This is a genomic window from Paractinoplanes durhamensis (assembly GCF_016862175.1).
GTDB classification, from domain to species: Bacteria; Actinomycetota; Actinomycetes; order Mycobacteriales; family Micromonosporaceae; genus Actinoplanes; species Actinoplanes durhamensis.
In genome coordinates this window covers 142,854-156,846 of sequence record NZ_BOML01000059.1, presented here as the reverse complement: position 1 = coordinate 156,846, position 13,993 = coordinate 142,854, and the positions used below count along the sequence as shown (strand labels likewise).

Here is a 13,993-nt window from a genome sequence, read left to right as displayed (position 1 = left end):
AGAACGTAGGGCCGACAAGCCCTCGATCAGACCGATGAGGTGATACGCGATGACCGCCCACGAGACGACCGAAATGGCGCCTTCGGAGCTGGCAGACATGATCGACACGCTGGTGACCAACGCGCTGAAGGCGCTCGGTGACTACAGCCTGTTCGATCAGGAACGGATCGACCGGATCGTCAAGAAGTCCTCCGTCGCGGCGCTCGACCGCCACGCGGCCCTGGCCCAGCTGGCCATCGACGAGACCGGCCGCGGCGTCTTCGAGGACAAGGCCGTCAAGAACATCTTCGCCTGTGAGCACGTGACGCACAGCATGGACAAGATGCGCACGGTCGGGGTGATCAGCGAGGACGAGATCAGCGGGATCATCGAGATCGCCGACCCGGTCGGCGTGGTCGCCGGCATCACTCCGGTCACCAACCCCACCTCCACCACCATCTTCAAGGCGCTGCTGGCGCTGAAGACGCGCAACCCGATCGTCTTCGCGTTCCACCCGGCCGCGCAGCGGTGCAGCGTCGAGGCGGCCCGGATCGTGCGGGACGCGGCGATCGCGGCCGGCGCCCCGGCCAACTGCATCCAGTGGGTGGACAAGCCGTCGGTCGCCGCCACCGCGGCACTCATGCAGCACCCGGACGTCTCGACGATCCTCGCCACCGGCGGCAACGGCATGGTCCGGGCGGCCTACTCGACCGGCAAGCCCGCGCTGGGCGTCGGCGCCGGCAACGTTCCTGCGTACATCGAGAAGAGCGCCAAACTCAAGCGGGCGGTCAACGACATCGTGTTGTCGAAGTCGTTCGACAACGGCATGATCTGCGCCTCCGAGCAGGCCGCGATCATCGACGACCCGATCTACGACGCCGCCATCGCCGAGTTCCGCGGCCTGCACGCGCACCTCTGCACGCCGGAGGAGAAGCGGATGCTGGAGCAGCTGATCTTCGGCGTCGCGGCGCGCGGGGAGAACTGCGCCCAGGCCACGCTGAACGCGTCGGTGGTCGGCCAGTCCGCGTCCTGGATCGCCGCGCAGGCCGGCTTCAGCGTGCCCGCGCAGACCTCGATCCTGCTGGCCGAGGTGGCCGAGGTCGGCCCGGCCGAGCCGCTGACCCGGGAGAAGCTGTGCCCGGTGCTGGCCGTGCTGCACTCGAAGAACCGCGCCGACGGCATGCGCCTGGCCGCCGAGATGGTGGAGTTCCACGGGCTCGGGCACAGCGCCGTCATCCACACCGAGGACGCGGACCTCGCCCGGCAGTTCGGCGAGAAGGTCAAGGCGGTCCGGGTGATCTGGAACTCGCCGGCCTCGCAGGGCGGCATCGGCGACATGTACAACGCTTTCCTCCCCTCTCTGACGCTGGGTTGCGGCAGCTACGGGCACAACTCGGTGTCTAACAACGTTTCGGCGGTGAACCTCATCAACATCAAGCGCATCGGCCGGCGGACGAACAACCTGCAGTGGTTCAAGGTCCCCTCGAAGATCTACTTCGAACCGCACGCCATCCGCTACCTGTCCGACATGCCGGACGTCCAGCGCGTCACCGTGGTGACCGACGAGTCGATGACCCGGCTCGGTTTCGTGGACCGGCTCAACCGGGTGCTGCAGCGCCGGCCCAACCAGGTCGCCCTGCAGATCATCGACGATGTGGAGCCCGAACCGCGGATGAAGACCGTGGACCGTGGTGCCTCGCTGATGCGGTCGTTCAAGCCGGACACGATCATCGCGCTCGGCGGTGGCTCGGCGATGGACGCGGCCAAGGTGATGTGGCTGAAGTACGAGCACCCCGAGGTCGACTTCGAGGACATGCGGGAGAAGTTCTTCGACATCCGCAAGCGGGCGTTCGCCTTCCCGCCGCTGGGTGAGCGGGCCAAGCTGGTCTGCATCCCGACGACCTCCGGCACCGGCGCCGAGGTGACCCCGTTCGCGGTGATCACCGACCACCGCACCGGCAAGAAGTACCCGCTCGCCGACTACGCGCTGACGCCGACGGTCGCGATCATCGACCCGGTGCTTACCGCCAGCCTGCCGCGGGTGATCGCCGCCGACAGCGGCTTCGACGCCCTCACCCACGCCATCGAGGCGTACGTGTCGGTCTACGCGAACGACTTCACCGACGGGCTCGCCCTGCACGCCATCCGGCTGATCTTCGCGAACCTCGAGAAGTCGGTGAACGACGCCGACCCGGACGCCCGGGAGCGCATGCACAACGCCGGCACGATCGCCGGCATGGCGTTCGGCAGCGCGTTCCTCGGCATCGTGCACGCGATGTCGCACACGCTCGGCGGGACGTTCCACATCGCGCACGGGCGCACCAACGCGGTGCTGCTGCCGCACGTGATCCGCTACAACGGAACGGTTCCGACCAAGTTGTCCGGCTGGCCGAAGTACGAGAGCTACCGGGCGCCGGAGCGGTTCGCCGACATCGCGACGATGCTCGGCCTGCGCGACCCGGGGCCGGAATCGCTCGCGGCGGCCGTCGAGCAGCTGCGGGACGCGGTCGGCATCGAGCAGTCGTTCGCGAAGCTCGGGCTCGACGAAAAGGAATTCTTGGCGGCGCTGCCGCAGCAGGCCCTCAACGCGTACGAGGACCAGTGCGCCCCGGCCAACCCGCGGATGCCGATGCTCACCGACATGCAGGAGCTGATGAAGAAGGCCTACTACGGGGCCTGAGGAAACGACGCCGGCCCGCTCCTCGATGAGGAGCGGGCCGGTTTCGCGGATCAGGCGCGGGCGGTGTACTTCACCACGTTCGCGCTGGTCCCGCTGCCGGTGGTCACCTTGACCAGGTAGGTACCGACCGCGCCCGCCGGGATGGTCACCTGCAGCTTGGTGTCGGCGAGCACCTTGAACGCGACCTCGCTGTCACCGACCTTGACGCTGGTGGCGCCGGTGAAGTTGGAGCCGGAAACGGTCACCGTGGCGCCCTTGGTGGCCGAACCGGCCGACGGGCTGAGCGAGGTGACCGCCGGCGCCGGGGCGACATAGGTCAGGTCGACCGGGGTGGTGCTGCCGCCGGCCGCCTTGATCACCAGGGGCACGGTGCCGGCCGCGTGGGCCGGGGCGGTGACCTTCACCTGGGTGTCGTTGACCCGGGTGACGGTGGCGTTCCGGCCATCGACGGTGGCGGTGACCGTGCCGACGAACGACGTACCGGTCACCACCAGCGCGGTGTTCGCCTTGGTGGTCAGCGTGGTGACGCTCACCGACGACACGACCGGCGCATCCGGGGCGACGTAGGTCAGCGGCGTCGACGTGGTGCCGCCGGCGGTGGTGACGCTGACGTCGACCGGGCCGGCCGCGCGGGCCGGTGCGGTGAAGGTCAGCGACGTCGCGGTGATCGCCCGGGCGGCCACCGCGGTGGTGCCCAGCTTGACGGTCGCGCCGGTCAGGTTGCTGCCGGTCACCGTCACCACGGTGCCGCCGAGGGTGGTCGCGGTGGCGGTGGACAGCGTGTTCACGGTCGGCGCCGGGGTGGCGTAGGTGAACTTGCCGGCCGCCACGACCGCGCTGGTGCCGGCGCCGTTGGTGACGGTCACGTCGACCGCGCTGCCGACCTTCTGCCCGGCGGGAACGACCGCGGCGATCGCGGCGGCACCGGTGCCGGTGGTGACGTTGGTGAAGTCGGCCGCGACCGTGCCGAACTTGACCTGCGTGACACCCGTCAGGTTCGTACCCGTGATCGTCACTGTCGTTCCGGCCGCCGCCTTCTGCGCCGACAGGCCGGTGACCTTGGGTGACCCGGTGGAGACCTGGCCCTTGTCGGTGATGCCGGAGACGGTGTAGGCGGCCAGCACGCTGCTGTTCACGAACGACCAGCCCAGCTTGGCGTCGCCGCCGCTGCCCCACCACTTGCCCCACGAGTTACGGATGATCAGGCCGGACGAGTCGTAGCCGTACGCGGTCACCTGGTGGTAGCCGCGCAGCGTGCCGGTGGTGCTGGTGTACGGCGTCATCGAGTTGATGCTGTCGAACGCCGAGTACACCGGGATGGTGATCGACACCGGCGCGCCGTCGGCCAGCGACTGCTGGATCGCCGCCTGCGCCGTCGTCCCGCCCTGGGCGCCGGAGAACAGCGTCGTCCAGCCGGTGATCCGGTAGTTGGCCGCGTTGGTGACCTGCCCGTCGGTCGGGTAGACGCTGTAGTCGGTGGTGCCCTGCCAGTAGTCGGCCTGGGTGTCGATGCCCTCGGACTGCTCGTTGCGCAGCGCGGCCGCCACCGACAGGCCGGTGCTCGGGCCGGGCGTCCCCTGGACCGTGCGCATGTAGAGGTAGAGGGGCGCGTACGGCACGCCGCTGTCGGTGATGCTCCGGGCGTAGTAGCCGCTGAGGCTGTACCCGATCGACCAGGCCACGCACGACCCGACCTGCCCCTGGTCACCGACCGCCGGGGCACCCGAGCGCAGGTCGACGCTCGCCGGCAGCACGCCCTGGGCCCGCGTCTTGAGCACGGCCGCGATCCGCGCCGAGGGCATCAGCGCGCCGGTGGCGTGCGCCGTGCCGACGGGCGCGGTGCCGGCGGTCGCGGCGAGGGCCGGGACCGCCGGCAGCGCTACCAGGCCGGTGGCGACGACGGTTGCCGCCAGGAAACCGGGGCCGAGGGGACGGGTCTTGCGCATCCGAGCTCCTTCCGGGACCGCATCCGGGGAACGGATACGCGGCCCGAGGTCATGTCGTCAGCCACGAAGATCGACAAGACCCGGAAGGCCTGAACCGAAAGCGCGGAGCAGCTCGGTTGCTAAACGGTGGCCGGCACCTCGGCCGCCGGCGAGCGGCGCCACAGCGCGCCCACCGACCACGGGCGGTATCTCGGGAATTACTCAGAGCATGTGGCATTCACCACAACCGATGTCGATGTACTTCGATATGTTCGGCGGGACCTGCAACCAACCGGCGGACCGTGACCCGGTCCGCGGACGGAAGGAACGCTCCCGTGCGAAGACTGCTGGTAGCGATGGCCGCTACCGCACTGACCCTCGCCGGAACGGGTGTACCCGCACAAGCGGCACCCGCACCGGGCGGTCCGGGAATCGGCGACACCTACTACCCGGACTACGGCAACAGCGGCTACGACGTCGGCCACTACGACATCCGGCTGCGCTACACCCCGGCGACCGACAAGCTGACCGGGACCACCACCATCCTGGCCACCGCCACCCAGGATCTGAACCGGTTCAACCTGGACTTCGTCCTCGACGTCTCGTCCATCTACGTGAACAACCGGCCGGCCACGTTCGCCCGCGAGGGCGACCACGAGCTGGTCGTCACGCCCGCCCGCACGGTCAGCACCGGCGGCGCGATGACGGTGGTCGTGCAGTACTCCGGCGTGCCGTCCACGAAGGTCGCGGCCGGCTTCACCGCCTGGACGAAGACCGCCGACGGTGCCCTCGCCATCGGGGAGCCGGAGATCGCCTGGTGGTGGTTCCCGAGCAACGACCACCCGACCGACAAGGCGACGTTCGACGTCTCGGTCGCGGTGCCCACCGGCGTGGAGGCGATCAGCAACGGCACCATGCCGCGGCCGCCCGTCCAGGAGAGCCTCGGGTACACCCGGTGGAGCTGGCGGTCGCTGAAGCCGCAGGCCACCTACCTGGCGTTCCTGACCGTCGGCCAGTACGACATCGCCACCGACACCACCGCGAACGGCCAGACCGTCTACAACGCGTACTCGCAGCTGCTCACCCCCGAATTGCGGGACGGCGCGCGGGCCAGCGTCGAGCGCACCGCCGAGATCACCGACTGGGAGAGCACGATCTTCGGCCCGTGGCCGTTCGAGGCGCGCGGCGGCGTCGTGCTGCCGCCCGGCTCGATCAGCTTCGCCCTGGAGAACCAGACCCGCCCGAACTTCGCGGCCTCGTTCTTCCGGCGCGGCGCCAACACCTCGGTGGTCGTGCACGAGAACGCGCACCAGTGGTTCGGCGACTCGGTGTCCGTCGCCGACTGGCAGCACATCTGGCTCAACGAGGGTTTCGCCAGCTACGCGGAGTGGCTGTGGTCGGAGAAGAACGACGAGGGCACCGCCCAGGACATCTTCGACTACCTCTACGCGACCTACCCCGACGACGCCTCGATCTGGACCACCGCGCCCGCCGACCCCGGCACCGCCGAGCTGTTCGGCGACGCCGTCTACGACCGCGGCGCGATGACCCTGCACCAGCTGCGGGTGGCGGTCGGCGACGACGCCTTCTTCGAGATCCTGCGGACCTGGACCGCCGACCACCGCTACGGCAACGGCACGACCGCGGAGTTCACCGCCCTGGCCGAGAAGATCTCCGGCCAGGACCTGAACGCCCTGTTCCAGGCCTGGCTCTACACCCCGTCCAAGCCGGTGCCGGCTTCGAAGTCCCTGACCAAGCCGGCGATGCCGAAGTCCTGGCCCGAGATCAGCCAGACCCACACCCTGCTCCACGAGCGGTAAAACCCGTTGCGGTGGCGGGCTTCCGGTCCGCCACCGCTTCATATGAGTACACGGTGGGACGTCCACAACAACCATGGCCGAACCCAGCTGCGCCAACCCCACGCGTCCACGGTGCGGCGCGTGCAGTGGCCCGCGCCCCGGTCCAATGATTGACATATCTCGATGATCTGGATGAGGTGATAGCGACATCCTTCGATGACGCAGGAGGCTTCATGTCCTCACGGGGCCGAACGGTCGCGGCGCTCTCCGCAATCGTTCTCACCATCTCCCTGATGCCGCCCGCGGCCGGTGCCGCGGCGGCCCAGCCCGCCAAGGCCCAGCCCGCCAAGGCCCAGCCCGCCAAGGCTCAGCCCGCCGCAGCAATTGCGCTGGGCGACGCCGAGCACGCTCTCATCCGGTTCCGCCTGCCCAGCGAGGCCGCGCTGCAGCGGCTCGTCGCCGAGGGTGCGGACATCGCTGCCCGGCCGCGCACCTCCGCCGGCGGCGCCGTGCTCGCCGACCTGGTGGTCGACGCGGCGCAGCTGGCCGCGCTGACCGGCGACGGCGCGCAGGCCGTCCAGGTGATCCAGCGGGAGGGCGACACGGCCGGCCGCGCCACCGCGAGCCCGCAGCGGCTGGCCGCCGACACGCTGCAGTTCCTGCAGGCGTACTGGTGGACCACCGGCGGCCGCACCTTCCTGCAGACGCAGGTCGCGACCACGGCCGCCGACGATCCGGACGTCGAGATCACCGTCACCTGGACCACGGCCGACGGTGCCACCGGCTCCTACCAGCTGGTGCGGTTCGAGGATTCCGGCGAATACCAGTACCACTACGCGGTTCCGCAGCCGCTGCCGGCGCAAATCACCCCGAACTCGCCCATCCAGGTGGTGGCCACCTCCAGCCTGGGCGGCAAGAGCCGGACGGTCACGCCGGCGGTCTGGCCGAACGCCACTCCCCCGGCGCTGCCCAGCGGCTATCAGAAGGACTTCGTCGAGGCGTACATGACGCCGGCCGACATCGCCGCGCGGATCAAGCGGCTGAAGCGGCAGTACCCGAAGCTGCTCGACGTGCTCAACCTGCCGAACAGGACCCAGGGTTACCGGCGTACCGCGGTGGCCTATCTGGGCGACCCGAACGTCGCCGCCGTCGTGGTGGACTCGGTGAAGTTCGGCGACCAGGGGATGAACGGTGTTCAGGTGAAGACGGTCGATCCCGGGACGGCAGATCAGCCGCTGTCGGCGGCGTACCGGGACCGGGTCTTGACCGTGAAGCTGGCCACCGATGCCGGCGGCAAGGTGATCAGCTCGACCGACGACGTGGCCGCGTTCCTGTCCGCGAAGTATCCGCGGCAGTTCCGCGCGTCGGTCGAGGCCGGTTCGGCCGGGCTGCCGATGCCGGTCGCCGGGCCGGTCGCGCTCGACGACGGGCTGAAGGGCACCGAGGTGTCGCCGAAGCCGTGGACGGTGCAGGCGCTGCGGATCGGCAAGGTGCGCGACGGATCGAAGACCGGGGTGCTGGCCTACAGCCAGGAGCACGCGCGTGAGTGGGCGACCCCGCTGGTGACGCTCGAGTTCGCCGAACGGCTGCTGGCCAACTACGCCACCGACCCGGCCACGAAGCAGCTGGTCGACTCGGTGGACATCTTCGTGATCCCGACGGTCAACCCGGACGGCGCGAACTACTCGTTCAACGACTACAACTTCCAACGGAAAAACCTGGTCAATCACTGTACGGGCACCAGCCGCGACCCGCGCTACCGCGATTCGTGGGGCGTCGACGTGAACCGCAACTACGCGGTCGGGTCCTATTTCGACGGTTATGTGGGTGGCAGCGCGAACTGCCTGTCCGGCACGTACGCGGGCACCGCCGAGCTGTCCGAAGCGGAGAGCAGCAACGTGATCGCCCTCGCCGGCGCGCACCCGAACATCAAGTTCGCGCTGAACGTGCACAGCTACGGCGGCTACTTCATGTGGCCGCCGGGCGCCTACCGGGCCGACGGGCGGGTCACGCTGCCGCGGCCGTCGATCGACGAGTCGAAGTTCTTCCTGGACAGCGCGCGCCGCATCGTCGGGGCGATCTCGGCCGAGCGCGGCACGGTGACCTGGCCGTCGTACACCGGGCCGGTCGCGGACGTGCTCTACTCGGCGGCCGGCAACTCGGCCGACCAGCTCTACTACGACCTGGGCATCGACGCCTGGGACTTCGAGATCGGCAACGACATCTGGAACGAGTCGACGCAGGAGTGGGAGGGCGTCGGTTTCCAGCCACCGTTCGACGAGGCCCACGCCGAGTCGCAGGAGTACGCGGGCGGTCTGGTCGAACTCGTCCGGATAGCGAGCGAGCAGCCGCGGCCGTAGGTCATGCGTGAGCGGGGGCGGCCGATGGCCGCCCCCGCCACCATCAGGACGACCCGACGGTCAGGACGACGAGGAGAAGGCCGCGTCGAACGCGGCCGACGGCGGGTCGAAGGCCAGCCGGCGCACGAACTGCAACGCCTCCGGCGCGCCGACCAGGCGATCCATCCCGGCGTCCTCCCACTCGATCGAGAGGGGGCCGTCGTAGCCGATCGCGTTCAGCGCCCGGAAGCAGTCCTCCCAGGGCACGTCGCCGTGGCCGGTGGAGACGAAGTCCCAGCCGCGGCGCAGGTCGGCCCAGGGCAGGTGCGAGCTGAGCCGGCCGCGCCGCCCGTCGCCGGTGCGGACCTTCGCGTCCTTGCAGTCGACGTGGTAGATCAGGTCCTTGAACTCGAGGATGAAGTTGACCGGGTCGAGGTCCTGCCAGACGAAGTGCGACGGGTCCCAGTTGAGCCCGAACGCGGGGCGGTGCCCGATCGCTTCCAGGGTGCGGTGGGTGGTCCAGTAGTCGTACGCGATCTCGCTGGGGTGGACCTCGTGCGCGAAGCGCACCCCGACCTCGTCGAACACGTCGAGGATCGGGTGCCACCGGTCGGCGAAATCCTGGTAACCGCGGTCGATCATGGCCGGCGACGCGGGCGGGAACATCGCCACCGTGTGCCAGATGGACGATCCGGTGAAGCCGACGACGGTGTTGACGCCCAGGCGGGCGGCGGCCCGGGCGGTGTCCTTCATCCGCTCGGCGGCCCGTTGCCGCACGCCCTCCGGTTCGCCGTCGCCCCAGATCGCGGGCGGCAGGATGTCCTGGTGGCGCTCGTCGATCGGGTGGTCGCAGACCGCCTGGCCGACCAGGTGGTTGGAGATCGCGAACACCTTGAGGTTGTGTTTCTCCAGCTGGGCGCGCTTGCGGTCGATGTAGTCGGGCTCGGCGAGCGCCCGGTCCACCTCGAAGTGATCACCCCAGCAGGCGATCTCGAGGCCGTCGTAGCCCCACTCGGCGGCGAGCCCGCACACCTCGTCGAAGGGCAGGTCGGCCCACTGGCCGGTGAAGAGCGTGATGGGTCGGGCCATGTCTGACTCCCCTGATCTCGTCAGCCCTGATGCGATCGGCTGACTGCAGCCGTCATCGGCGGACGGCGAGGGAAGGCCGGCCATGGCGTGGCGCCACCGGCCGGACGTCGCGGACACCCCGGGTTTGCGCCTCCCGAAGCGACCCACCGATCACGGCAGAGCCACGTCCGACTCTATCGGTCCCCGGGGGCGAGGCAAGAGCGGTCAGCGCGCGGGGCAGGGCTCGTTCTCCGGCGCGAGGCCGAGCGCGGCGAGCTCCGCGAGGAGGTACGCGACGTCGGCCGCCATCTGCTCCGGCGTCGGGTCGGGGTAGCGCGACAGCAGCGTCAGATATTCGGTGAGGGGCCCGGCGGCGCCGAAGACCTGTCGCAGGGCGGTGCGCCATGGCTCGGTCGTGCCGCCGGGCACGGCAGCGAGCCGCACCTCGATGATCGACAGGCCGGCGTCGGTGAGCGACTCGATGCCGGCGGCCGGATCGGCCCAGGTGCGGGCAACGTGACCGAGGTCGAGGCAGACGCCGAGGCGTTCCTTGTCGATGCGGCTGAGCGCGGCCACGGTCTGTTCGGGAGTGTCGAGGACGTAGCCGGCGCCGGGCTGGAAGCCGACCCGGACGGCGCGCCCGTTCTGCCAGGCGAGGTCGGCGAGCCCGGCGGAGAGCCGCCGCAGGATGCCGGTGCTGGCCTTCTCGGAGGCTTCGGCCCAGCCGGCCCGCTGGCCGAGGCCGATGGTGCTGACCGCGCCGCGGACCGCGTCGGCGTCGAGCAGGTCGAGCAGGATGCGGGCCAGGTCGAGGGTGTACTCGCGGCGGGCGGGCTCGGTCCAGGCCGGATCGGCCTCGTTGAAGGGCTGGGTGACGGCGGGCTGCTCGCCGCCGCCCTCGGCGAAGGGCGCCCCGCTCAACGTGACGACTTCGAGCCGGCGGGCGTCGAGTTCGGCACGAAGCCGGGTGCGGGCGCGGCTCTCCACGGCGAGTGCGGCGGCGAGTGCGGGGGGAAGCCACAGGTTGACGCCGAGCCGGTCGACGCCGAGCCGGCCACGAACGGCACCGTAGGTGTCGAGCCGGCCGACGAGCCCCGGTAGATTGCTCTCGGGTCGTGGGGCGATCTCACAACTCAGGTGCACGATCCGGCCGGAAGGATGTCGCAGCCGCATCAGAGTCCTCCCCGCCTGAGCCCGCCAGTGCAGATGCACGTGCATCCGCGCGTGCTTCGGCGTCCAGTATGGACCATGCCGCCGCCGGTGCTCGACGCGTGCGGGGCGGTCCGTCGGCTTGCCATGACGCCTCCATCCGTGGGGTCCATCTACCCTCGGATACGAGCGTCATGTGTCCACAGGATCAGCGGCGTACGAACCGTGCGACGCGGTGACCGGCCTCAACATGATCGAGGAGCCCACACTCGATCGACGATCACCGATGTCTGCGGATACGGTGACCTGCCTGTAGGAGGGTGTGCGGACAGCGTGCACGGCCCCCGGAGAGCGTCATCGATGTGCGTCATGTGCACGTTCGGACACGCACGCGACGATCACTCGTGCGAGCGAACGATCACCGCGGAGGGCTCCGCCCGGCCCGCCCGATCGTTTACCCGGGCCCGATTTCGTCGGCCAAGATCCGCGTTAACCACGATTTAGCAAGCCGCGATTCAGCAAGCCGCGATTCAGCAAGCCGCGACTACGTAAGCCGCGACTACGTAAGCAGAGCAAGGCCGTCGCGGGCCGGCCCCGGCGCGGGGCGCAACCGCGCCGTTCCCTCACCGGCTCCGCGACGGACGTCAAATGCGATCGGGCCAAATGCGATCGGGCCAAATGCGATCGGGCCAAATGCGATCGGGCCAAATGCGATCGGGTCACATGCGATCCCGGGCCACATGCGATCCGGGGGTCAGACGCTTTCCACGTCGGTCCACCGGGTCGACTCCGCCGAGCGGGAGACCGCGTCCAGCACCAGCTGGATCTGCAGCGCGTCGGTGAACGACGGCGCCGGGTCCTTGCCGACCCCGATCGCCTCGATCAGATCGCGCATCTCATGGGTGAAGGAGTGCTCGTAGCCGATCAGGTGCCCGGGCGGCCACCACGCCGCCATGTACGGATGGTCGGGCTCGGTCACCAGGATCCGGCTGAAGCCCTGGTCGGCGGTGGGCAGCGTGGCGTCGTAGAAGCTGAGTTCGTTCATCCGCTCGAAGTCGAAGACCAGCGAGCCGAGCGAGCCGTTCAGCTCGACCCGGATCCCGTTCTTGCGGCCGGTGGCGAACCGGGTCGCCTCGTAGGTGGCGATCGCCCCGCCGTCGAGCCGCGCGAGGAACAGCGCCGCGTCGTCCACGGTCACGTCGCCCCGGGCGGCGGACGCCCCGGACGAGGACGCCGCCGACAGCCCGGCGGAGGCGGACGGCAGCGGGCGGGTCGGGACGAACGTCTCGGTCATCGCGGTGACCGACTTGATCGACTGGCCGGTCACGAACTGGGTCATGTCGATGATGTGGGCGCCGATGTCGCCGAGCGCACCCGACCCGGCGACCTCCTTACGCAGCCGCCAGACCAGCGGGAACTCCGGGTCGACGATCCAGTCCTGCAGGTAGACGGCGCGCACGTGGCGGATCGCGCCGATCCGGCCGGCCGCGACGAGGCGCTGCATGAGGGCCACGGCGGGCACCCGGCGGTAATTGAAACCGCACATGCTGCGTACGCCCCGGGCCTGCGCCGCCGTCGCCGCCGCGGCCATCTCGCGTGCCTCGGCCACCGAGTTGGCCAGGGGTTTCTCGCACATCACGTGCTTGCCGGCGGCGAGCGCCGCCAGCGCGATCTCGGCGTGCGTGTCGCCGGGCGTGCAGATGTCGACCAGGTCGACGTCGTCCCGGTCGATGACTTCACGCCAGTCCGTGGTGTGGGTTTCCCAGCCGAGCTTGCCGGCCGCGGCCGCCACCCCGTCCGGGGAGCGGCCGCACACCACCCGCATCCGTGCCGACAGCGGCAGGTCGAAGAAACGGTTCACGGTGCGCCACGCCTGTGAGTGCGCGGCGCCCATGAACGCGTAGCCGACCATGCCGACCCGCAGCTGTTCCGACATAGATCCCCCTACTGTGTGCTGCGTTGTTACTGCGTGACCTCAGAACCCGAGCTTGGCGTACTGCGCGGCGTTCTCCTTGGTGATCGTCTCCGAGGCGAGGGTGATCTCCTTGGGCACCTGCAGTTCGACCAGGTCGCTCAGGCCCTTCCCCTGGCCGATCAGGCGGGCCAGCGAGATCGCCGACGAGGCCATCGACGGGCTGTAGGTCACGGTCGCCTTCAGCACGCTGTTGTCCGCGACGATCGCGTCGATGGCGGACTTGGAGCCGGCCCCGCCGACCATGAAGAAGTCGCTGCGGTTGGCCTGCTTGATCGCGGCGAGCACGCCGATGCCCTGGTCGTCGTCGTGGTTCCAGAGGGCGTCCATCTTGGGCAGCGCCTGCAGCAGCGCGGTCGCGGCCGCCTGTCCCGAGTCGGCGGTGAACTCGGCCGGTCTGCGGTTGGCCACCTTGAACCCGTACGCCTGTAATGCGGTGTTGAAACCCTGCGAGCGCTCCTGGGTCAGCTCGAGCGAGTCGATGCCGGGGATTTCCCCGATGATCGGATTGCTGACGCCCTTGGCCTTGAGCTGCGCTCCGATGTAGTCACCGGCGGCCAGCCCCATGCCGAAGTTGTCGCCCTTGATCTGCAGCCGGTAGGCGGCCTGGGAGGGGAACGCGCGGTCCAGGTTGACCACCGGGATGCCGGCCCGCATCGCCTCCAGGCCGGTGGCGTTGAGCTCCTTGCCGTCGTGCGGGAGCATCACGATCACGGTGGGTTTCTGCGAGATGAGCGTGGCCAGGGCGGCTCGCTGCGCGGCCGCGTCGGCGCCGGCCTCGACGGACTTGAGTTCCACATCGGAGTACGCGGCGGCCTGCGCCTTGGCGTTGTTGGTGATGGCGGCGATCCAGCCGTGGTCGGCGGCCGGTGCCGAGAATCCGATGACGACCTTCTGGCCGGGGACGGCGTTCGCGTCCCCGCTGGCGTTCGTCTTGACCTGCGCGTCGGTGCCGGGGTCGTTGCTGGTGCAGGCGGTGAGCAGGGCGCCGGCACCGACGGCCGCGCCTCCGAACAGAACGCGCCTACGGGACAAATCGAGTTTGAAAGACGAAGCGGACATGATTCCTCCCAAGGGGTACC

8 protein-coding genes are annotated in these 13,993 nt (G+C 69.7%); 3 read left to right on the top strand and 5 right to left on the bottom strand.

The genetic code is table 11. The features are described from left to right. The first annotated feature begins 49 nt into the window (after positions 1-49). Complete coding sequence (gene adhE, locus Adu01nite_RS37365; RefSeq protein ID WP_203734022.1) at positions 50-2,659, top strand: bifunctional acetaldehyde-CoA/alcohol dehydrogenase; 2,610 nt, start codon at positions 50-52, stop codon at positions 2,657-2,659. Positions 2,660-2,709: 50 nt separating this feature from the next. Here adhE and Adu01nite_RS37360 read toward each other — a convergent pair whose 3' ends face one another. Continuing rightward, positions 2,710-4,605, bottom strand: a complete 1,896-nt coding sequence (locus tag Adu01nite_RS37360) for an IPT/TIG domain-containing protein (RefSeq protein WP_203734021.1) — start codon at positions 4,603-4,605, stop codon at positions 2,710-2,712. A 335-nt stretch (positions 4,606-4,940) separates the two neighbouring features. Between Adu01nite_RS37360 and Adu01nite_RS37355 the strand changes: the two genes are divergently transcribed. Together Adu01nite_RS37355 and Adu01nite_RS37350 are read left to right on the top strand one after the other, a co-directional pair. Next, complete coding sequence (locus tag Adu01nite_RS37355) at positions 4,941-6,404, top strand: M1 family metallopeptidase (RefSeq protein WP_379138127.1); 1,464 nt, start codon at positions 4,941-4,943, stop codon at positions 6,402-6,404. 212 nt (positions 6,405-6,616) lie between these two features. Continuing rightward, entirely contained in the window at positions 6,617-8,743 is a 2,127-nt protein-coding gene (locus Adu01nite_RS37350; protein ID WP_203734019.1) for a M14 family zinc carboxypeptidase, read from the top strand. 60 nt (positions 8,744-8,803) lie between these two features. On the opposite strand, the gene Adu01nite_RS37345 is transcribed toward Adu01nite_RS37350, so the two are convergent. The 4 genes from Adu01nite_RS37345 to Adu01nite_RS37330 form a co-directional block, all read right to left on the bottom strand. After that, positions 8,804-9,811: a sugar phosphate isomerase/epimerase family protein gene (locus Adu01nite_RS37345; protein ID WP_203734018.1), complete on the bottom strand. Its 1,008-nt coding sequence runs from the start codon at positions 9,809-9,811 to the stop codon at positions 8,804-8,806. A 204-nt stretch (positions 9,812-10,015) separates the two neighbouring features. Continuing rightward, positions 10,016-10,963, bottom strand: coding sequence for a sugar phosphate isomerase/epimerase family protein (locus Adu01nite_RS37340; protein ID WP_203734017.1), 948 nt, complete (start codon positions 10,961-10,963; stop codon positions 10,016-10,018). 730 nt (positions 10,964-11,693) lie between these two features. Further along, positions 11,694-12,875, bottom strand: coding sequence for a Gfo/Idh/MocA family protein (locus Adu01nite_RS37335; protein WP_203734016.1), 1,182 nt, complete (start codon positions 12,873-12,875; stop codon positions 11,694-11,696). A gap of 39 nt (positions 12,876-12,914) precedes the next feature. Then, positions 12,915-13,973, bottom strand: a complete 1,059-nt coding sequence (locus Adu01nite_RS37330; protein WP_203734015.1) for a substrate-binding domain-containing protein — start codon at positions 13,971-13,973, stop codon at positions 12,915-12,917. Positions 13,974-13,993 lie beyond the last annotated feature (20 nt).

Excerpts from the sequence above, each read along its gene's own strand:
- Adu01nite_RS37330 (WP_203734015.1), bottom strand. The coding sequence starts at position 13,973 with ATGTCCGCTTCGTCTTTCAAACTCGATTTGTCCCGTAGGCGCGTTCTG.
- Adu01nite_RS37360 (WP_203734021.1), bottom strand. The coding sequence starts at position 4,605 with ATGCGCAAGACCCGTCCCCTCGGCCCCGGTTTCCTGGCGGCAACCGTC.
- Adu01nite_RS37345 (WP_203734018.1), bottom strand. The coding sequence starts at position 9,811 with ATGGCCCGACCCATCACGCTCTTCACCGGCCAGTGGGCCGACCTGCCC.
- Adu01nite_RS37335 (WP_203734016.1), bottom strand. The coding sequence starts at position 12,875 with ATGTCGGAACAGCTGCGGGTCGGCATGGTCGGCTACGCGTTCATGGGC.
- adhE (WP_203734022.1), top strand. The coding sequence starts at position 50 with ATGACCGCCCACGAGACGACCGAAATGGCGCCTTCGGAGCTGGCAGAC.
- Adu01nite_RS37350 (WP_203734019.1), top strand. The coding sequence starts at position 6,617 with ATGTCCTCACGGGGCCGAACGGTCGCGGCGCTCTCCGCAATCGTTCTC.
- Adu01nite_RS37340 (WP_203734017.1), bottom strand. The coding sequence starts at position 10,963 with ATGCGGCTGCGACATCCTTCCGGCCGGATCGTGCACCTGAGTTGTGAG.
- Adu01nite_RS37355 (WP_379138127.1), top strand. The coding sequence starts at position 4,941 with ATGGCCGCTACCGCACTGACCCTCGCCGGAACGGGTGTACCCGCACAA.